At 34.4% G+C, this 19,412-nt stretch carries 15 protein-coding genes and 1 riboswitch; of the genes, 13 read left to right on the top strand and 2 right to left on the bottom strand.

Going from position 1 to position 19,412, the window contains the following annotated elements; genetic code table 11:
- Positions 1-87: 87 nt before the first annotated feature.
- The 4 genes from helD (at position 88) to CN692_RS10245 (ending at position 6,435) form a co-directional block, all read left to right on the top strand.
- Entirely contained in the window at positions 88-2,439 is a 2,352-nt protein-coding gene (gene helD, locus CN692_RS10260; RefSeq protein WP_098119050.1) for an RNA polymerase recycling motor HelD, read from the top strand.
- Positions 2,440-2,786: 347 nt separating this feature from the next.
- Positions 2,787-3,818 (top strand): ATP-binding cassette domain-containing protein, encoded by a 1,032-nt coding sequence (locus CN692_RS10255; protein ID WP_098119049.1) that lies wholly within the window; start codon positions 2,787-2,789, stop codon positions 3,816-3,818.
- The gene (locus tag CN692_RS10250; RefSeq protein ID WP_098119048.1) at positions 3,815-4,618 is read left to right on the top strand and encodes an ABC transporter permease; all 804 of its coding nucleotides are present in this window, start codon (positions 3,815-3,817) and stop codon (positions 4,616-4,618) included. Before CN692_RS10255 ends, CN692_RS10250 begins: the two co-directional genes overlap by 4 nt.
- 208 nt (positions 4,619-4,826) lie before the next feature.
- A riboswitch (purine riboswitch) is annotated at positions 4,827-4,930 on the top strand.
- 209 nt (positions 4,931-5,139) lie between these two features.
- Entirely contained in the window at positions 5,140-6,435 is a 1,296-nt protein-coding gene (locus tag CN692_RS10245) for a nucleobase:cation symporter-2 family protein (RefSeq protein ID WP_098119047.1), read from the top strand.
- Positions 6,436-6,580: 145 nt separating this feature from the next.
- Here CN692_RS10245 and CN692_RS10240 read toward each other — a convergent pair whose 3' ends face one another.
- Positions 6,581-7,882 (bottom strand): O-antigen ligase family protein, encoded by a 1,302-nt coding sequence (locus tag CN692_RS10240; RefSeq protein WP_098119046.1) that lies wholly within the window; start codon positions 7,880-7,882, stop codon positions 6,581-6,583.
- A 429-nt stretch (positions 7,883-8,311) separates the two neighbouring features.
- Here CN692_RS10240 and murQ point away from each other — a divergent pair, with 429 nt between their 5' ends.
- The gene (murQ, locus tag CN692_RS10235) at positions 8,312-9,202 is read left to right on the top strand and encodes an N-acetylmuramic acid 6-phosphate etherase (RefSeq protein WP_098119045.1); all 891 of its coding nucleotides are present in this window, start codon (positions 8,312-8,314) and stop codon (positions 9,200-9,202) included.
- Between the two features lie 20 nt (positions 9,203-9,222).
- On the top strand, positions 9,223-10,638 hold the full coding sequence (locus CN692_RS10230; protein WP_098119044.1) for a PTS transporter subunit EIIC: 1,416 nt from the start codon (positions 9,223-9,225) through the stop codon (positions 10,636-10,638).
- 57 nt (positions 10,639-10,695) lie between these two features.
- Here the strand turns inward: CN692_RS10230 and CN692_RS10225 are convergent, their stop codons facing one another.
- Complete coding sequence (locus CN692_RS10225) at positions 10,696-11,607, bottom strand: Gfo/Idh/MocA family protein (RefSeq protein WP_098119043.1); 912 nt, start codon at positions 11,605-11,607, stop codon at positions 10,696-10,698.
- 420 nt (positions 11,608-12,027) lie between these two features.
- Here CN692_RS10225 and CN692_RS10220 point away from each other — a divergent pair, with 420 nt between their 5' ends.
- From CN692_RS10220 to CN692_RS10190, 7 genes are all read left to right on the top strand, one after another.
- Positions 12,028-13,647 carry a sensor histidine kinase gene (locus CN692_RS10220; RefSeq protein WP_257144002.1) on the top strand — a complete coding sequence of 540 codons (1,620 nt, stop codon included), beginning with the start codon at positions 12,028-12,030 and terminating at the stop codon, positions 13,645-13,647.
- A 2-nt stretch (positions 13,648-13,649) separates the two neighbouring features.
- Positions 13,650-14,444 (top strand): response regulator transcription factor, encoded by a 795-nt coding sequence (locus CN692_RS10215; RefSeq protein WP_098119042.1) that lies wholly within the window; start codon positions 13,650-13,652, stop codon positions 14,442-14,444.
- A 92-nt stretch (positions 14,445-14,536) separates the two neighbouring features.
- Entirely contained in the window at positions 14,537-15,844 is a 1,308-nt protein-coding gene (locus CN692_RS10210; RefSeq protein ID WP_098119041.1) for an extracellular solute-binding protein, read from the top strand.
- Positions 15,845-15,929: 85 nt separating this feature from the next.
- Positions 15,930-16,805, top strand: a complete 876-nt coding sequence (locus CN692_RS10205) for a carbohydrate ABC transporter permease (protein ID WP_098119040.1) — start codon at positions 15,930-15,932, stop codon at positions 16,803-16,805.
- 91 nt (positions 16,806-16,896) lie between these two features.
- The gene (locus tag CN692_RS10200; protein ID WP_098119121.1) at positions 16,897-17,724 is read left to right on the top strand and encodes a carbohydrate ABC transporter permease; all 828 of its coding nucleotides are present in this window, start codon (positions 16,897-16,899) and stop codon (positions 17,722-17,724) included.
- Between the two features lie 47 nt (positions 17,725-17,771).
- On the top strand, positions 17,772-18,407 hold the full coding sequence (locus CN692_RS10195; RefSeq protein WP_098119039.1) for a YesL family protein: 636 nt from the start codon (positions 17,772-17,774) through the stop codon (positions 18,405-18,407).
- A gap of 30 nt (positions 18,408-18,437) precedes the next feature.
- Positions 18,438-19,409 carry an aldose 1-epimerase gene (locus CN692_RS10190; protein ID WP_098119038.1) on the top strand — a complete coding sequence of 324 codons (972 nt, stop codon included), beginning with the start codon at positions 18,438-18,440 and terminating at the stop codon, positions 19,407-19,409.
- The last annotated feature ends 3 nt before the right edge of the window (positions 19,410-19,412 follow it).

The following is a 19,412-nucleotide window of genomic DNA, read 5'->3' as shown; positions in this document are numbered from 1 at the left end:
GTAGATCATATTTTCCCTATCTTAATTTTACTATACAAATCCTCTTAAGTCAACCCCCATTTTTATCTTTTAAAAGGAGCGTATGATATGAATACCGAACTTCAAAAAGAACAAGAAAGAGTAAATGATGTATTAGAAGTTATTACTGATCGAATCAGCAGTGTAACAGACGAAACAACTCAACGTAAAAACGAAGTAATTAACGTTCGTAAAAACTTTTGGGATGAAGTTAAAATTAATACAGATAGTTTTGATGACTATCTAGAAACAATTATTAGTTTAAGACAACAGGCACAATACTTAGCAATTGGTCAAATTAACCATAAGCAAGCTTCCAATCGCTTATCTGCTCTACGCCGAATGAAAGACGTACCGTACTTTGGTCGAATTGATTTCAAAGAAGATGGTGTTCCTGAAACGGAAAAAGTTTATGTCGGCGTTTCAACCTTAATGGATGATACTGGTGAAAATATTTTAATATACGATTGGAGAGCACCAGTTTCGAGTGTTTATTATGATTATCCACCAGGTCCGGCTGAATATGATACACCAGGTGGTAAAATAAGTGGCGTATTAGACCAAAAATGGCAGTACATTATTCGTAATGGTGTCATTGAATCAATGTTTGATACTAGTCTTACAATAGGGGACGAAATTTTGCAGCATGTGCTTGGCAAAGGAACAAACAAGCATATGAGAAGTATAGTAGCCAGTATTCAAAAAGAGCAAAATCAGATTATACGTTATGACAAAGGTCGATTGCTAATTGTTCAAGGTGCAGCGGGCAGTGGAAAGACATCTGCAGCTTTACAGAGGATTGCTTATTTACTTTATAAATATAGAAATTGGATAAAGGCCGATCAAATAATTTTATTTTCACCTAATGCAATGTTTAATAATTATGTATCAAGAGTTTTGCCAGAACTAGGCGAAGAAAACATGCAACAAGTCACATTCCAAGAATACTTAGTGCATAGGCTCAGCGATGCTTTCCAAGTTGAGGATAATTATGAACAATTAGAATACGTTTTAACAGCTATGGATGATCCTTCTTATAAGACAAGAACTGCGAGTATTCGATTTAAAGCTTCAACTCATTTTTTTGAGACTATTAAAGCATATAGACAATCTTTAGAATCGTCTGGAATGGTTTTTCGAGGGTTTAAATTCAGAGGAAAATCAGTCGTTACAGCTAAGCAAATTTCTGAAAGATTTTATAGCACCGATACGACTTTTAAATTTAACAACAGACTTGAGAAATTAACTGAGTGGTTAAACAAAATAATAAATGATACAGAAAAAGCTGAATTGAAAAAAACATGGGTACAAGATGAAATTGAATTGCTTAGTAAAGATGATTATCAAAAAGCATATAAATTTTTACAGAAAAAGCGTGGCTCCACAGAGGACTCATTTGATGATTATGAACAAGAAACTAGGATCTTAAGTAAAATGATTGTACGTAAAAAGCTAAAGCCACTTCGTGAGTGGGTTAAAGCATTACGTTTCATTGACATAAAGGGAGTTTATAAACAGTTATTTTCTGAACCAGCTCAAATTGAGCAATGGATTAAAGGGGATACGCCAAAAGAGTGGGAAGATATTTGTCAGTTAACATTAAAGATGTTAGATGAAGGTAAATTGCTTTATGAAGATGCTACACCGTATTTACTTTTGAAAGAATTGATTCAAGGTTTTCAATCGAATGTTTCAATTAAATTTGTGCTTGTAGATGAAGCGCAAGATTATTCTCCGTTTCAATTCGAGTTTTTGAAGCGCTTGTTCCCAGCAGCAAAAATGACAGTACTTGGTGACTTCAATCAAGCTATTTTTGCACATGCCAGCGAAATGGGAGATTTCAATGTGCTGAAAGATTTATACGGGCCGGATGAAACGAATGTCATAAATCTGACTCGTAGTTATAGATCAACCGAACCGATTGTAGAGTTTACTCGAAAACTCATACCAGCAGGAAATCTAATTAATGCATTTGAACGTTCTGGTGAAAAGCCAGTATTAACACAGCTATCAAATCGAGAGGATCTGCACAGTCAAATTGCTTCTAAAATTGAGGAATTAAAAAACAGTGACTTTAATACAATCGCAGTTATTTGTAAATCGACTGAAGAAAGCATAGATGCATATGAAGCGTTAAAAGAAATAGAAGGAATTAAGCTTGTGAAGAGAAACTCAGTTGAATATGAACAAGGTGTAGTCATTATTCCTGCATATTTGGCAAAAGGAATTGAATTCGATGCCGTTATAATATATGATGCATCGGCTCAAGTTTATGGAGATGAGAGTCTGAGAAGATTATTCTACACTGCATGTACAAGAGCAATGCATCAATTACATTTATATAGCTTAGGTGAAGCGACCACTTTTTTAAGTGGGGTTTCTTCTGATTTACTACTAAATCAAACGATTGTACATGATTAACTAAAATAGGGCTACCCCATCAGTCAGGCTATTTGACAGATGGGTGCTCCTTTTTTAATTGAACAGTTATACCCCTAAATCTCATCCTTATTTGCAATTGTCCTACACACACTAACAGCCCAGCTAAAGACCCACAACTAAAATTTTCTACCACCTTTACTTTTAATTGAATCGATTTTAAATCGACTCTATTTTAGGACTTCTTTATTAAAATTCAAAAACACTCTTAAAGAAACTTTTACATTATAGTTCATACTTAATTCACAATTTATGGATATATTCATTGTGTAATCAGTCAAAAACAATCAAAAAATCGTAAAGTAAGAATTTGAGAAGGAGGAACTACATTGGAATTTATAAACAAAAAAATAATTACCCCAAATAATGGAGATTTGGCAGTAGAAGCACGCGGATTAGTTAAAACATTTGGTGAAAATCGTGCAGTCGACGGAGTAGATTTAAATGTTCGTGCAGGTAGTATTTATGGTGTATTAGGACCAAATGGAGCAGGAAAAACAACAACGATTAGAATGCTAGCTACGTTACTTCGACAGGACGCAGGTACTGCACAAATATTTGGATATGATGTATTAAAAGAGGCTCAAATTGTACGTCAATTAATTGGAGTTACTGGTCAGTATGCATCAGTTGATGAGTCTTTAAGTGCAACGGAGAATCTTATTATTTTCTCAAGATTATTAGGCTTAGGAAGAGCGGAGGCACGTAAGAAAGCAGATGATTTATTAGAGGAGTTTGATTTAACGGAAGCTGCAAAACGTCCACTGAAAAATTTCTCAGGTGGGATGCGCCGTAGACTAGACTTGGCAGCAAGTTTAATTGCTCAGCCACCACTTATCTTCTTAGATGAACCAACAACTGGATTGGATCCTCGTACACGTAATCAAATGTGGGACACAATTCGTCGTTTAGTGAAAAGCGGTTCAACGGTGTTACTTACTACACAGTACCTTCAAGAAGCGGATGAACTAGCAGACCGAGTTGCTGTTATTGACCGTGGTCATGTAGTAGCAGAAGGTACCGTTGATGAATTGAAAGCTTCAGTTGGAACTTCTTCATTGCAATTAAAAATCCAAGATGTTAGGGATATTCAAGAAGCACGTCAAACTGTAGAGCGAGTTCTAAAAGTAAAGTCAAATGTAAAACCAGAAGAAGGAAAGCTTACGGCTCCTATGGCGGACGCTGACCTAGTAACTGATCTGCTAATTGCTTTACGTGATGCCGGTATCCAATTAGTAGAAATGAGCGTACAAAAGCCTACGCTTGATGAAGTATTCCTTACTATTACTGGAAATGGATTAGAAAATGATGGTTCAAAGGAGTTTGATAAATCAAAGGAAATGGAGGGAGTTAGAGCATGAGTACTTCAACTGCGTATCGTGAGCTAAAAAATAGAACGAGTTTCAAGCAAACTGTAAAAAACTCGTTTACAATGGCCTATCGTGGAGTTCTAAAGATAAAGCGTACACCTGAACAACTGTTTGATGTTACACTACAACCAATTATTTTCACACTGATGTTTACTTATATATTTGGCGGAGCAATCTCAGGAGATGTTAAGAGCTACTTGCCAGTAATCATACCAGGGATTTTAGTGCAGACTGTAATTACTACATCAATCGTTACGGGTGTACAATTGCGGGAAGATATGGACAAAGGCGTATTCGACCGATTTAAGTCACTTCCAATAGCACGTATTGCCCCACTAGCAGGAGCTCTATTAGCAGATACTATTCGTTATACGATTGCAACTGTACTTACTTTTAGTATGGGATATATTATGGGCTATCGTCCAGAAGGCGGATTAGGTTACGTAGCATTAGCCGGACTTCTTGTCATTGTATGCTCTTGGGCAATTAGCTGGATTTTTGCCTTTTTTGGAGTAATTGCACGTACGGCTTCAAGTGTACAAGGGATATCAATGCTTGCACTATTCCCATTAACTTTCCTTTCAAATGCTTTTGTACCAGTAGATACAATGCCAAATTGGCTTCAGTGGTTTGTAAAAATAAACCCAGTTTCTCATCTAATAACTGCAGTAAGAAATCTTACGAACGCAGGAACTGCTGGATCAGATTTAGTGATTTCTCTGATTGGTGCTGCTGCAATCGTAGCAATATTTGCACCGTTAACTGTAAAAGCATATATGCGTAGAACATAAGAGAAGGTGTTCCGATTAGGTGTTTCCAAATGGAACACCTCTTTTTGTATAGTAAGAAAGTAAAAATTGGTAGCAGTGAAGAAAAATCGACTTAGATTCCAAATTTAGGTATAAGTGTAATTGCTTATCTGACTAAGGTTTGTTAAACATCGAGTTTTCTTTATCATTTCTACTTGAAAATATTGAAAAGCTTGTGTAACATAATTTAGGTACAAATAGATAAATAACTCATATAATCATGGGGATATGGCCCATAAGTTTCTACCGGACGACCACTATAATCGACCGACTATGAGTGAAAGCGCATCTAGGGTTCCGCATACTTGTCTATGACATATGGCTGGTCCGAGCGATGTGGGCACATTAGTGCTACACCATTAGGGATAAAAACCCAGAAGGACAGGTTTCACTTGAGAGAAACAGACTCAAGTGGAGCCTGTCTTTTTTTGTTTTATAAAAGAGTAAGAGTTGTACGCCAATAAATATAAATAGGTTTAGCAAGGAAAAGGGAGAGAATCAGATTGTTAAGTAAACAAAAAGCATTTACATTAGGTTTTCAGCACGTAATGGCCATGTACGCAGGTGCAGTCGTTGTACCGCTTATTATTGGTGGAGCACTTAAACTGAGCCCTGCTCAGATTGCTTATCTGATTGCAGCCGATTTATTTACTTGCGGAATCGCAACAATCCTACAAAGTATGGGGACAAAATACTTTGGTAGCAAATTACCAGTTGTTTTAGGTTGTACCTTTACTGCAGTAGGACCTATTATAGCTATTGCATCTACTTCAAACTTACCAACAGCTTATGGGGCAATTATTATTTCTGGGATATTTGTTATAGTAGCTGCGCCTTTTTACGGAAAGCTTTTAAAGTTTTTCCCTACAATAGTAACAGGATCAGTTGTAACGATTATTGGACTTTCTCTTATACCAGTAGCTATGAATAATGCAGCGGGCGGTCAAGGAAGTGCAGACTTTGGTCAAAAACACAATTTATTATTAGCACTTCTTACACTTGTAGTCATTTTAGTCATTAATCGATGGGCTAAAGGATTTTTACGCACAATTTCAGTACTTGTTGGTTTAGTAGTTGGAACAATCGCAGGATACGCAATGGGGATTGTTCATTTTTCGAGCGTATCGGAGGCATCATGGTTTAGTATTGCTCAGCCATTTTACTTTGGAGCTCCAAAAATCAGTTTTACAGCCGTTATTACAATGATTATTGTGTGCATTGTTAGTATGGTGGAATCGACTGGAGTATATCTTGCAGTTGGGAAAGCGACTAACCAAAAAGTAAAACAGGATCAGATCGTAAATGGCTTACGCTCAGAAGGACTTGCGATTATGCTCGGTGGAATTTTTAATGCATTTCCATACACGGCTTTTTCTCAAAACGTTGGCCTAATCTCACTTACAAAAGTTAAGTCTCGCGAAGTGATCTATGCCGCGGGAAGTATCATGGTAATTTTAGGATTATTACCTAAACTAGCAGCATTAACGACAGTTATTCCAAATGCCGTTCTTGGTGGAGCAATGATTGTTATGTTTGGTTCTGTAGCAGCTGCTGGAATATCAATTCTTTCAGAAGTTGATCTAGGAAAAGGCGATAACTTACTAATCGCAGCTTGTAGCATAGCAGTTGGATTAGGTTCGGCAACGCTACCTCAAATGTTTGATCAACTACCGGACTTCTTAAAAATGTTAATGCAAAACGGCATCGTAACCGGTTCATTAACGGCAATTATTTTAAATCTATTCTTAACAAAACGAGATATAGTAGTAGAAGTGCAAGCTACGAAAAAAATATCATAATTCATCTAAAAAGACCCCTAAACTAAACAGTTTTGGGTCAGTCTGAAAATCAAATTTTGTGGACGATGTCTATACTACTAAGACCCCAAACGAAACAAGTTTGGGGTCTTTTGAACTTTCATTTCAATTAAATCATCATTATTTCTTATAAATTATTATATTTATTGCTAATAATTTTTGATTTTAAATAATGAAATATCGTGTAAGAACTGACGACGATCCTAGCTGTGCTACCGTAAATACTTCTATGGAGTGACGAAATTTCTATATTATATTGAATCCGTTTTGAATAATGATCCCAGCATCCGAGGAAGACGACCGTTAAAAAGCCAATTTGTGGAGAGAATATTGGCTCATCAAAAATCCCCGTAAACAAAATAATGGGCAATCCAAGTATAAAGCTGTTCACTAAACTCTTCTTATTAAGTTTAAAAAAGAATAAATGAATGCATTTTGCAATATTTACACTAGCAAGTATTAGGAAAGCTAGCCCACCTAATGTTCCATATTCTGCAAACATACCAAGTAATATATTATGGGCATGTGGTGTGTATTGATTATATTGCATGAAATATTCTTGACCAAAGCCGATTGGCGTCACACCAAAGAATGGGTGGTTTTCCCAAATGCTATATGAGTTTTTCCAAATATCTACTCTTTTTTGGCTTGCCTGAATAACAGAATCTGCTCTTGGCATTATATAAATCAAAAATTTATAAAAGATAAGGCCAATGAAAGAGCAAGTAAAGAAAAGTACTCGATTTAGTCTGAAGATAAATAGCAAGTAAATTGAAAGCATCGTTGCAAAGCCGGCTCTAGAGCCAGTTAGAAAAACTCCGTAACTAAGTAAGAGCTGAATTGGAAGTTGCCAAGCTAAACAATTGTAATGTTTCTTTCGAATGCTAGCGAGTAAGCTACCGAATAGAAAAGAAATAGCAATTAATAAAATATACACATTAAAATTTGGATTGTAAGCACAACCAATCAGACGGTTAAAATGTATTGGTCTAGCATCCCAAAATAATACAGTACCTAATAAATAGTCAATGGCCTTAGGAAATACTAACCATTTGGATATCCATCCTATTACACAACTATAAACGCCCCCGAAGATTATGATTAAACGAAACCTTTGAAATAATTGACTTCTTTCCGACCCTAAAATCCTACAATATAAGCCCCAGTAGCCAAGAATTAGGATACTGACTAGTAAATATAAACCATTTCTACCTAAAAGAGCAGCACCAAGTGTAGAAATAAGAAGGCATAAGAAAAAATACGAACTAATTGAATAAATGAAACGCTTATTAATAAACCAATGAGTATAAAGTGTTTGTAGCCCAATCACCAGTAGTAACAACATACCTAATGGAGGTAAGAGAAAACAAAAAAGTATGCTTTTCTCTAATATAGACAAACTTTTGTAAACATGTATAAACTTTTTCATTGTGTACCTCTTTTGTTAAGTGACATAAATATCCTTAATCATTGGGAGGATGATGTTTTTTAGTGGCTTGTTTTTATTTGTGAAGTGAATGTATTTATAAATTGGATGTGATTAAAATTACAATCATATTTAAAATACTTAGGTTTAAAATACCACATTAGTTTATTAATTATGTTTTGAAAATGTAAATTGAATTTAAACTTTTATGTTCAGCCTAATAAATGTAAAACGATTAAATTTATGCATCTTTTTAATAAAAATTAACAGAATAAATTTTGGTAAATGTGTATTTTATGTTAACAAAACGTGAACATAAAATAAGAAAATTTTCCCTTATAAATATTTAATGTTGAAATTTTATTTCAAAGATAGTTATAATAAGTATGAAATTAAATTTACTTTCAAATAATTACTTGAGGTGAAATACACATGCTTGAGAATTTAACAACTGAATCAAGAAATGAAAAAACAATGAATTTAGATGAAATGTCTATAGAAGAATTTTTAACAGTAATGAACGAAGAAGATGCAAAAGTTGCCGCTGCTGTTCGAAATGAAATTCCTAATATCTCAAAAGCTGTTGAAAAAATTGTAACGGCTTTCAAGAGTGGTGGTCGTTTAATTTATATTGGTGCAGGTACAAGTGGCCGTATCGGATTATTAGACGCGGTAGAGTGTCCTCCTACATTTGGAACAAGTCCAGAAGAGGTAGTTGGATTGATTGCAGGTGGAGAAAAAGCTTTTATAAAAGCCGTTGAAGGTGCTGAGGATAGCGAAGAACTTGCCATCCAAGATTTAAAGGATATTAAGCTAAGTAAAAATGACATAGTCGTAGGAATCGCAGCAAGTGGTCGTACACCTTACGTGATCGGAGGTTTAAAATACGCTAAAGAAATTGGTGCAGCTACTGTGGCAGTTAGCTGTAATAAAGATTCAAAGATTGGTCAAGAAGCAGAAACTGCAATTGAAGTAGTGAATGGACCTGAAGTATTAACTGGTTCAACAAGATTAAAAGCAGGTACTTCTCAAAAGTTAATTTGCAACATGTTATCGACAGCATCAATGGTTGGTATTGGAAAAGTATACGGTAATTTAATGGTAGATGTTCAATCTACAAATGAGAAGCTGGTTGAGCGTTCAAAACGAATTGTAATGGAAGCAACATCTTGTACGTATGAAATTGCCGAAGAATTTTTAACGAAGTCAAATCAAAGTCCTAAAGTAGCAATTGTAATGATTCTTACTGGATTCACTTATGAACAAGCAATTGAACAATTGAAAAAGTCAGAAGGATTTGTCCGAAAAGCGATACAAAAATAAATCTTTTGGGGGATAAAAAGATGGATAAATATCAAAGAATGGCTTCTGAAATAGCAGACGCTATTGGTGGTACTGATAATGTAGTTTCGTATACGAACTGTATGACAAGACTTCGTGTCAATGTTGCAGATCGTAGTTTGATCAATGAAGAACAAGTTAAAAAGATTAACGGAGTTCTAGGAACTGTTGATGATGAGACTTATCAAATCATTTTAGGACCTGGTACGGTAACAAAAGTAGCTGAACAGTTTGGTCTTTTAGACAACAATTCAACAGGAAAGACTAAAGCTACTTCATCAGAAGCCTTAAAAGATAAGGGCTCAGATATGAAAGCCGATTTAAAAAAGAAAAATAACACTCCATTTAAAAATTTCTTACGTAAAGTCGGTAATATCTTTATTCCACTAATCCCAGCATTCGTTGGGGCAGGTTTAATTGCAGGTATTGCATCGATTTTATCAAACAATATAACTGCACATAATTTGGATGCAGGAACTTGGTCACAATATGTAACAGTATTAAATGTAATTAAAAATGCAATTTTTTCATATTTAGTAATTTACGTAGGTATTAATGCTGCGAAGGAATTTGGAGCTACACCATCCCTTGGGGGAGTAATTGGTGGTGTAACACTTTTAACGGGTATGGTTCCTGAACAACCAATTAAAAACATCTTTAATGGTGATCCATTGGCTCCAGGTCAAGGTGGTATTATTGGTGTTTTACTAGCAGTGTATTTATTATCAGTTTTAGAAAAACAATTACGCAAAATTGTTCCAGACTCTTTAGATATTATCATTACACCTATGATTGCTTTACTAGTAGTAGGTTTGCTTACAATTTTCTTCATCATGCCATTTGCAGGATTTATTTCTGACAACTTAATTGGCGCAATTAACTGGATTATTGCAAAAGGCGGTATTTTTGCAGGATTTATACTAGGTATGGGATTCTTACCATTAGTAATGTTAGGCTTACATCAAGTTTTAACACCAATTCATATCGAGTTAATCAATACAACTGGTGCTACAGAATTATTACCAATACTTGCAATGGCAGGTGCTGGTCAAGTTGGGGCAGCTTTAGCACTATGGTTACGTTGTAAAAAGAATAAATCTTTATCAAATATGATTAAAGGTGCTCTCCCGGTAGGTATTTTAGGTATTGGTGAACCATTAATTTACGGTGTTACTCTACCTCTTGGTCGACCTTTTATTACTGCTTGTATCGGTGGTGGTATTGGCGGAGCTGTAATTGGAATGTTTGGTAACGTTGGAGCAATTGCAATTGGTCCTTCAGGTGTGGCATTAGTTCCACTAATTGCACACGGAATGTGGCTTAAATATTTAATTGGATTACTTGCAGGTTACGCAGGTGGATTCGTCCTTACGTATTTATTTGGAACTCCAAAAGACGCAATGGCTGAACAAGAATAAATAACATAAATATAACCCGAATAACTAGACATAAAGTCTATTATTCGGGTTTTTTATTTAGTTTATATTGGAATCGATATACTGAACGATTTTTTCACAAATTTCATGAGTGAATAAGGAATCGTCTATTGAAGGATCTGGTGTTTTATTCTGTTCTATACAGTCAAGAAAGTGATCTACGATTTGATAAAAACCGCGCTTAAATAGAGTTGGCTCCCAATCACCAAATTTAGTAAAACTAATTTCTCCATTATGATAACGAGTAGTCTCGACTAAACCACTTACAACAAATTTACTTTCAGGTGTCATATATTCAATAATTTCTTCCGTGACACCATTGTTCCTGTTCATTATTCCAATAGCTGTGCAACCATCACCAATTAGCTGGATGACTAGATGTTCAAGTAAGCCATCTTTTTTTAAGAAGTTTATGTTTAAATCAACCACTTTAGTCGACATTAAAAACCTTAGCGTATCTATCACATGAATAAAATCTTCTACAACAAACCTCCTAGAATAGCCAGGAAAGTTAAATCTATTTTTTTGCATGATAATTAAGTTGGCTTTTCCATGTAAAGAGAGCTCTTTTACTCTAGGGATAAAACGTCTATTAAATCCAACCATAGCTATTTTTCCACTTTCTTCAGCTAACCTTACAATTTCTTTTGTTTCATGAAAATTTACCGATATAGGTTTATCAATATAGACATTAATGCCATTTAATAATAATTTTTTAGTTACTTCGAAATGGGCATCAGTGGCCGTACTTACGAATGCCGCATCAATATTCTTCTTTAGTAGTTCTTCAACTGAATTAGCGGTTTCTACAATTCGATATTTTTGGGATAGACTGTCTAATGTTTCTTGATTTCTCGTACAAAGCACTAATTCTATATTTTCTTTCTCTGAAAGAACAGGTAAATAAGCTTTTTTAGCGATATCACCTAAACCGATTATGCCGATTCTCATATAAAAACACCTCATTGCATTTTATAAATTGAAAAATAATAGTCCATAAAATAGATATATGTATGTAATTTTACTAAAAAATAGGTAAATCTGTTAAGTATTGTACTATATTAAATTTTTTTGAAAAGTTTTCTAAAAACTATTTATTTACTGCAGCTTTTCTCTTAATACCTACTGCGCTCGTTTTTTACAATATAGGCGTTTTTAATATTCAGACTAATACTAAATATAGTATGATAACTTTAAGGAAAGCCCTTACAACAATTTATTACTGAAAAGGTGATTACAATCGTCAACATTAGACTACGGTTGAAAAAACTAAATACTTTACGCAATCAAATATTGGCCGTTTTCTTGATTGTTATGATGATTGTTTTATCCATTGTATCAATTATGGTGTATAACCAAGTTGGAACTTTGATGAAAGATACAACAAAGAAACAAATCAAAGAAACGGCTGTTGAAGCAAACGGAAGAATGGAAACCTTGTATAAACAGATTGATACGTTATCAAATCAATTAATGACAAATGAGACAGTTCAACAAATATTACTCGGCTTGAAGAATGGAGAGAGTGTTGATTTTAATAAAAGACAGTCATTAATTAGAGTAATAAATAACTCTTTAGCTTACTCAAATGGGATCTCCTCATTTGAGTTATATTCTTCAGATGGAAAACGTATTTATCCTTTTGGCGAAAAGGACATATCTAGTGTGATTGATGAAAAGTGGGTAAAAGAAGCGGAAGCAGAAAAAGGAAGATTAGTGTGGGTAGGTAAAGATCCTAAAAATAGTAATTACTCTTATGCAATTAGAAGGGTTAGCTTAATGGATCGATGGTTTTCAAATGGCGGCTATTTAGTAGTTAGGATATTAAATAGTTATTTTCAAGTTGAAGAAAGCAATTTAGCCCCTGGAGAGAAGGATTATATGATGCTTCTTGATAGGGATTTAACACCAATAACAGACAATTACGGTATTAATATTCAAAAGTTTTTACTAGACGGATATGAAACGATAGAAGTAAATAAAAAGCAATATATGATTGTTAAACAGCCATCTACAAAAACGGGCTGGACACTTGTCATCTTAAAGCCTACAAGCTTTTTAAATGAACGGGTAACGCCAGTAAGAAAAGCCACTCTTTTCTCTGGAGCCATTGGATTCATTATCTTTGTAGTATCTTCAATTATACTAGCGACAATGATCACTAGACCGATTAAAAAACTGACGAATACAATGAAAAATGCAAAGATGGACGAGCTAAAAATTAACAAGGAAAGCCCAGCTTCATTAGAAATTATTGAGCTAAATAGGACTTATAACCAAATGGTTGAAAATACGAATCATTTAATTCAAGTCGTTTATGAAAAAGAATTACTTCGTAGCCAAACTGAGTTGAAAGCTTTGCAGGCTCAAATAGATCCACATTTTCTTTATAATACGTTAAATGCGCTTTATTGGTCTTTGGATGAAAAGGGTGAGGATGATTTAGCGGAAATAGTCATCGCAATGTCAGGGCTATTCCGCTATACAATTGGAAATGAGAATAGTAGCGAATGGGTGACGATTCAAGCTGCCTTAGAACAAATTGAACGTTATTTACAAATCATGAAAATGAGATTAGGAGAACGATTATCATGGGAGATTTCAGTTGAGCCTGATCTATTAAACATTAATATACCGAAGCTCCTAATTCAGCCATTAGTTGAAAATGCAATTATGCACGGAATAGAAAGTAATCGAGAACAAGGGATTATTTTAGTAGGGATTAAAAAGATAAATCATTCAGCTAATATTTTAGTTACAGTGAAGGATAATGGTCCAGGAATTGATAAAGAGACACTAAGAGACCTTAATTTAGCAATTAAAAACAATAATGTGTCATCCTTTAAAGGCATGGGAATGGCGCTCACTAATATTAATAAAAGAATTAAATTATATTACGAGGGGTATGAATTAAACGGTCTTCGTTTAGAAAGCGAGATTGGCAAAGGTACAACTGTATTATTCGAGGTTCCAGACAAAGGTGGGGAATAATAGTGGATGCAAAAACAATACTAATTGTCGATGATGAACAAACAACAAGGCAAGGTCTGAAAAAAACACTAGAGAAATGGTCAAATGGAAGGTTTGAAATTCTTAGTGCCGCTAATGGTCAAGAGACATTTGAACAAATGAGCAAGACAAAAATTCATCTACTAGTCACAGATATTTGTATGCCTGAGATGAATGGGTTAGATCTATTAAAAAGTCTTAAGGATAAAGGGTATAAATTTGTTTCTATTATTATTTCAGGTCACCCGGATTTTGAATATGCCCAGGAGGCAATCCGACTAGGGGTTGTAAACTATTTACTAAAACCGGTAAGTAAACAAAAGTTAATTGAGGCTATTGAACAAGCGCTAGAAAAAGAAGCGAGCATTGAACGCATTGAATATATAGAAAAAGTCGCTGATAAAAAATTATTAAAAGTAGAGCAAGTGAGTAGCCAGTCTAATACAATTAAGGAAGCAAAAAAATTTATTAATAAAAATATAAGCAACCAGATTTCATTAAAAGAAGTCGCGGAAGCAGTGCATTTAAACGCAAGTTATTTTAGTGTGTTGTTTAAAGAGCAAGTTGGACTGACGTTTAGTGAGTATTTGACTCGAAAGCGACTACAAATTGCAAAAAATCGTCTGTTGACGACAGATTTACAAATTGAAGTAATTGCCCTAGAAGTGGGCTATCAGACAGCTAAATATTTCATCAAAATCTTTAAGGATTACGAGGGAATAACGCCTAGTAAATATAGAAAAGTCTCTGAGCTTGATGAATCTTTAATCCAAAAATAGTGGAATTTTATCCAATCGTGGTTACCTTACCGCGATTTTTTTTTAATGCTAGAATTTATTTGTAAGGAAAATTCAAAAAATGGAGGTTTGACATGTTTAAGAAAGCGTATTCATTAATGTTAGCACTAGTTCTTATATTGATGGTTGCTTTAACTGGTTGTGGTAGTTCTGATAATGCCTCTACTGAAAGCGGTTCCAAAAAAGTAATTAAGTTTATGCATCTTTGGCCAGCTGGAAGTTCTAAGCAACAAAACCTAATTGTTTCAGACATTATTAAACAATACGAAGCCGAACACAAGGATGTAAAAATTGAAGTAGAAGTTCTTGAAAATGAGCAATACAAAAACAAGATTAAAGTTCTTTCTTCCTCTAATGAATTACCTGATGTTGGATTTACTTGGGCAGCAGGATATATGACTCCATTTGTAAAAGGTGGACTTTTCGCAGATTTAGATGACGTGTTAAATAGCGGATTAAAAGATTCTTTCGTATCTGGTACAACAGAAGCATATGCAATTGACGGTAAAACTTATGGTCTACCACTTGAATTAAACATTGCTCCAATTTATTACAATAAAGCAATCTTTAAAAAGTACAATCTTCAAGTACCACAAACATATAGCGAGTTCCAAAATGTTGTTAAAACATTAGCTGGAAAAGGTGTTGCTCCAATCGCATTAGGAAATAAGGATCGTTGGACAGGTTCACTTTGGTATATGTACTTAGCAGATCGAATTGGTGGATCTGAAGTATTAAACAAAGCAATTAATCGTACAGGAACTTTTGAAGACCCTGCGCTTGTAACAGCAGCAAAAGAGGTTCAAAACTTAGTAAAAGAAAATGCATTTAATAAAGGATTTAATGGTTTATCTAATGATGAAGGAAAATCTGAATTCTTAAATGGAAATGCAGCAATGTATCTTATGGGAACATGGGAACTACCAAACTTTACAACGAATGAAGAAATTCCAAAAGATTTCCGTGACAATGTAGGCTTCTTTAAATTCCCTACATATGAAGGTGGAAAAGGAAATATAAATAGCTGGGTTGGCGGGCCTGGAGTAGGACTATTTGTAGCAGAACATTCAAAGGTAAAAGCAGAAGCGAAAGACTTTGTTAAATTCTTTGTTCAAAAATGGGGAGAGCAATCTGTTGAAAAAGCAGGCGTAATTCCGGCAACAAAAGTTGATACTTCAAAAGTAAATTTACCACCATTATATATTGATGTTTTAAATCAATTAAACCAAGCTAGTAACTTAACACTATTTGCAGACGTACAAATGAGTGCATCTGTAGCTGAAACTCACTTAAATTTAATTCAGTCTTTATTTGGAAATGAAGTGAAACCAAAAGATTTTGCTAAACAACAAGAACAAGCTTTAAAAGCAGAAGATAAGTAATTTCTGACTTTATGAAAAAGGGCATATAGGTTTTAATCTCATATGCCCTTTTATTACTAACTAAAGAGGAAGGAGTTGAAACGAAATGAATAAAACAATGTCGAATAAAAAAATAATTGCGCTGTATATTACACCAGCTCTTTTTCTAATTCTTGCTTTGATTTACGTTCCAATTGTACAAACAGGATACTTTGGCTTAATGAAATGGAATGGAATCGGGAAAAAGGAATTCATAGGCTTAGAGAATTACTCCCACCTATTACATGATCCTCTATTTTGGAAAAGTGCTTTCCACTCCTTTTTATTAGCCGTATTTTCGGCAGTCAGTTTAATTGGTTACTTGTTCATCTCATTTATACTTGCTGGAAAAATTAAAGGTGCAGACCTTCTTAGAAAAATTTATCTTATACCAATGCTACTTGCCTCGGTTGCAATTGCACAGCTTTGGCTTAAAATTTATCACCCAACTAATGGGATATTAAATAGCATACTTGTTTCTCTTGGAGTTCATAATCCTCCTGCCTGGTTAGCAGAAACTAACCTAGCATTATACGCGATTATTATCCCGATTATTTGGCAATATGCTGGTTTTTATATTCTGATTTACTATGCAGCTCTTAAAAATATTCCTGAATCGCTAATTGAGGCGGCAAGGATTGACGGAGCGACACCATTACAAATTGCAATAAGAATAAAACTACCATTAATTATGAATGTTGTTAAAGTGACGATTGTTCTTGCGGTAGTTGGATCACTTAAGTATTTCGACTTAATTTATGTTATGACAGGCGGAGGACCAAATGGTTCTAGTGAAGTAATGGCTTCCTATATGTATCAAAAAGCTTTTAAAGGCTTTGACTTTGGATATGCAAGCGCAATTGGCTTTTTCTTATTAATTATTTGTTTAGTTGTCACTTGGGTTATTCGAAAATTTACTGAATCTAATAATGATATTTACTAAAAAGAAAGGGGGATTATAGGTGGATACGGTAAGAGCTTCAGGATCTCAGGCTATTGTAACGGAGAAGAACACAGACCGTAGTATAAATAGAATGTTAGGGAAAATTGCTTATGGGCTCATGTACCTTTTCCTTATAGTCGTAGCGATTTTTCAAATTTTTCCGATCATCTGGCTATTTCTTTTTTCATTAAAAAATAATCAAGAAGTTTTTAATATGTCTCCTTTTTCTTTACCTGAAAGCCCAAAATGGGAGAATTATACAAAAGTTTGGACTGAAGGAAACATAAGTCAGTACTTCTTTAACAGTGTGACCTATACAATTGCTGCTGTTATCTTAACGGTTGTACTAGCAAGTATGGTTACCTTTGCAATAACAAGAATGAATTGGAAGGCAAGTAAGTGGGTATTAGGAATATTTATGGTAGGTTTAATGATTCCAGTCCATTCAACGCTTATTCCATTATTTAATACGTTTACGAAAATTAATTTAATTGATAATCCACTTTCGGTAATACTTGCATACACAGCTTTTAATCTACCAATTACGATTATGATCTTAATTGGATTTTATGAGGCTTTACCTAGGGAAGTGGAAGAAGCTGCAATTATGGATGGGGCTTCGATTAACCATATCTTCTTTAGGATTACGTTACCAATGACGTCTCCGGTAATTGCTACGGCTGCAATTATCAACATGATTTACAACTGGAATGAGTTTGTTTTCGTTAATACATTTATTAGCTCAGATAAATTTAAAACATTAACAGTAGGTATTCAAAACTTTATTGGCCAGTATACAACTGACTGGGGAGCAATCGGAGCTACGTTAGTGATCAGTATTTTACCAATTTTAATTGCTTTCTTTATTTTAAGTAATCGAATCGTTGAAGGAATTGCGTCAGGGTCAGTAAAAGGATAATCACGGTAGATAAAGGTATTAATGTTTTCGTAAAGGAGAGTGATTAGATGATACTCGGAAAAACAATGGGGAAACTGTTTACGGTATGTGAATGGATTATGAAATTAGCGTACGTCAATCTACTATGGTTTCTCTTTTCAATCGCAGGACTAATTATATTCGGTTTTTTCCCTGCTACAGTAGCCCTTTTTACTATTGTTCGTAAATGGATTTTAAAAGAAACGGATTTGCCGATTTGGAGAACATTTCTCGCTGTATTTCTTAAGGAATTTAAAAACGCTAACAAACTTGGATCGGTTTTCATTTTCAGCGGAATATTCCTAGCTTTTGATGTGTTTTACATTCGAACGGTAGAAGGGCTGTTCCAGTTTATACTAATCGTTCCTTTATTAATCATTACAGCTGTTTACTTAATGATTTTACTTTATATTTTCCCAATCTATGTACATTACGATTTCAAACTGAAGGAATATATAAAAAACGCATTCTTTTTAAGTATCTTTCATTTTCATATTACATTGCTAATGCTAATTAGCTTAGTAGCCATTTTATTTTTACTGCTGTACGAACCAGGATTAACTCCATTCTTTAGTGCTGTATCAATTGCGTGGATTTTCATGTTTTGTGGAATGTACAGCTTCAATCGGTTAGACGTAAGAAAAAGCAAGATTAGTAATGTCTAGAATTTAGAAATGACAGAACGGGGAATAAAGATGAGTACTTATGCTGAAGAAATCTCTTTTTTAGACGAACCAGCGATTAAAGCGGGTAATAGTGAATTGGAGATTATTATTATTCCTGGGTGGGGTTCGAACTTGATTTCCATGGTCCATAAAGGTTCAAATACAGAGCTTTTAAGAGTTCCGACCTCTACTAAGGAATATGTAAACAATCCAGTTCTGTTTGGTACTCCAATTTTATTCCCGCCTAATCGAATTGATCGAGGTAAGTTTAGCTTTAATGACAGGACTTACCAATTTGAAATTAATGAATTAGATAAACAGAATCACATCCATGGCTTTGTTCACACAAGGAAATGGGAGGTAGTAAGTATTGAAGTTAATGATCATACAGTAAAAGTTGTTACTGAGTTTGATTCAAGTAAACATGATGATGTTATGGCTCAATTTCCACATCACTTTATGATCAGGATGAACTATATATTAAATGATAATTTATTTGCTAAAAAAGCAGAAATTATAAATAAAAGTAATGAGCCTTTACCGTTAGGATTTGGATACCATACTAGCTTTTTATTCCCTGAAGAAACGTCAATTCTCAAACTTCCAGTTAAGAAACGTTGGAAACTAAATGATCGATTCTTACCAACGGGGGAACTAGAAGATATTGAATACAAAGATGAGTTAAGTGAAGGAATGAGCTTGTATGGACTAGAGTTGGATGATGTTTTTCTATCTAGTCCAAATGCTAGTGGACTCCAAACAGCACAAATAATGAATCAATCAACGGGAATTGAGATTAACTACACCGTTGATCAAAGTTTTAAACACTGGGTCGTTTATAACAAGGATGGGAGAAGCGGTTTTTTATGCCCTGAGCCTTATACGTGGGTAACCAACGCTCCAAACCTTAAAGTAAATGAGGAATTGACTGGCATACAAAGGATTGAGCCAGATGATATGAAAGTATTGCGCACATGGATTGTTATTTCACATAAGTCATAGAAT

Origin of the sequence: Bacillus sp. AFS002410 (assembly GCF_002556365.1) — a bacterium.
GTDB lineage: Bacteria > Bacillota > Bacilli > Bacillales > Bacillaceae_G > Gottfriedia.
The sequence above is the reverse complement of the archived record's forward strand: the minus strand, read 5'-3'. Positions and strand labels throughout refer to the sequence as shown.

Excerpts from the sequence above, each read along its gene's own strand:
- CN692_RS10220 (WP_257144002.1), top strand. The coding sequence starts at position 12,028 with ATGAAAGATACAACAAAGAAACAAATCAAAGAAACGGCTGTTGAAGCA.
- helD (WP_098119050.1), top strand. The coding sequence starts at position 88 with ATGAATACCGAACTTCAAAAAGAACAAGAAAGAGTAAATGATGTATTA.
- CN692_RS10205 (WP_098119040.1), top strand. The coding sequence starts at position 15,930 with ATGAATAAAACAATGTCGAATAAAAAAATAATTGCGCTGTATATTACA.
- CN692_RS10200 (WP_098119121.1), top strand. The coding sequence starts at position 16,897 with ATGTTAGGGAAAATTGCTTATGGGCTCATGTACCTTTTCCTTATAGTC.
- murQ (WP_098119045.1), top strand. The coding sequence starts at position 8,312 with ATGCTTGAGAATTTAACAACTGAATCAAGAAATGAAAAAACAATGAAT.
- CN692_RS10210 (WP_098119041.1), top strand. The coding sequence starts at position 14,537 with ATGTTTAAGAAAGCGTATTCATTAATGTTAGCACTAGTTCTTATATTG.
- CN692_RS10230 (WP_098119044.1), top strand. The coding sequence starts at position 9,223 with ATGGATAAATATCAAAGAATGGCTTCTGAAATAGCAGACGCTATTGGT.
- CN692_RS10195 (WP_098119039.1), top strand. The coding sequence starts at position 17,772 with ATGATACTCGGAAAAACAATGGGGAAACTGTTTACGGTATGTGAATGG.
- CN692_RS10225 (WP_098119043.1), bottom strand. The coding sequence starts at position 11,607 with ATGAGAATCGGCATAATCGGTTTAGGTGATATCGCTAAAAAAGCTTAT.
- CN692_RS10240 (WP_098119046.1), bottom strand. The coding sequence starts at position 7,882 with ATGAAAAAGTTTATACATGTTTACAAAAGTTTGTCTATATTAGAGAAA.
- CN692_RS10190 (WP_098119038.1), top strand. The coding sequence starts at position 18,438 with ATGAGTACTTATGCTGAAGAAATCTCTTTTTTAGACGAACCAGCGATT.
- CN692_RS10250 (WP_098119048.1), top strand. The coding sequence starts at position 3,815 with ATGAGTACTTCAACTGCGTATCGTGAGCTAAAAAATAGAACGAGTTTC.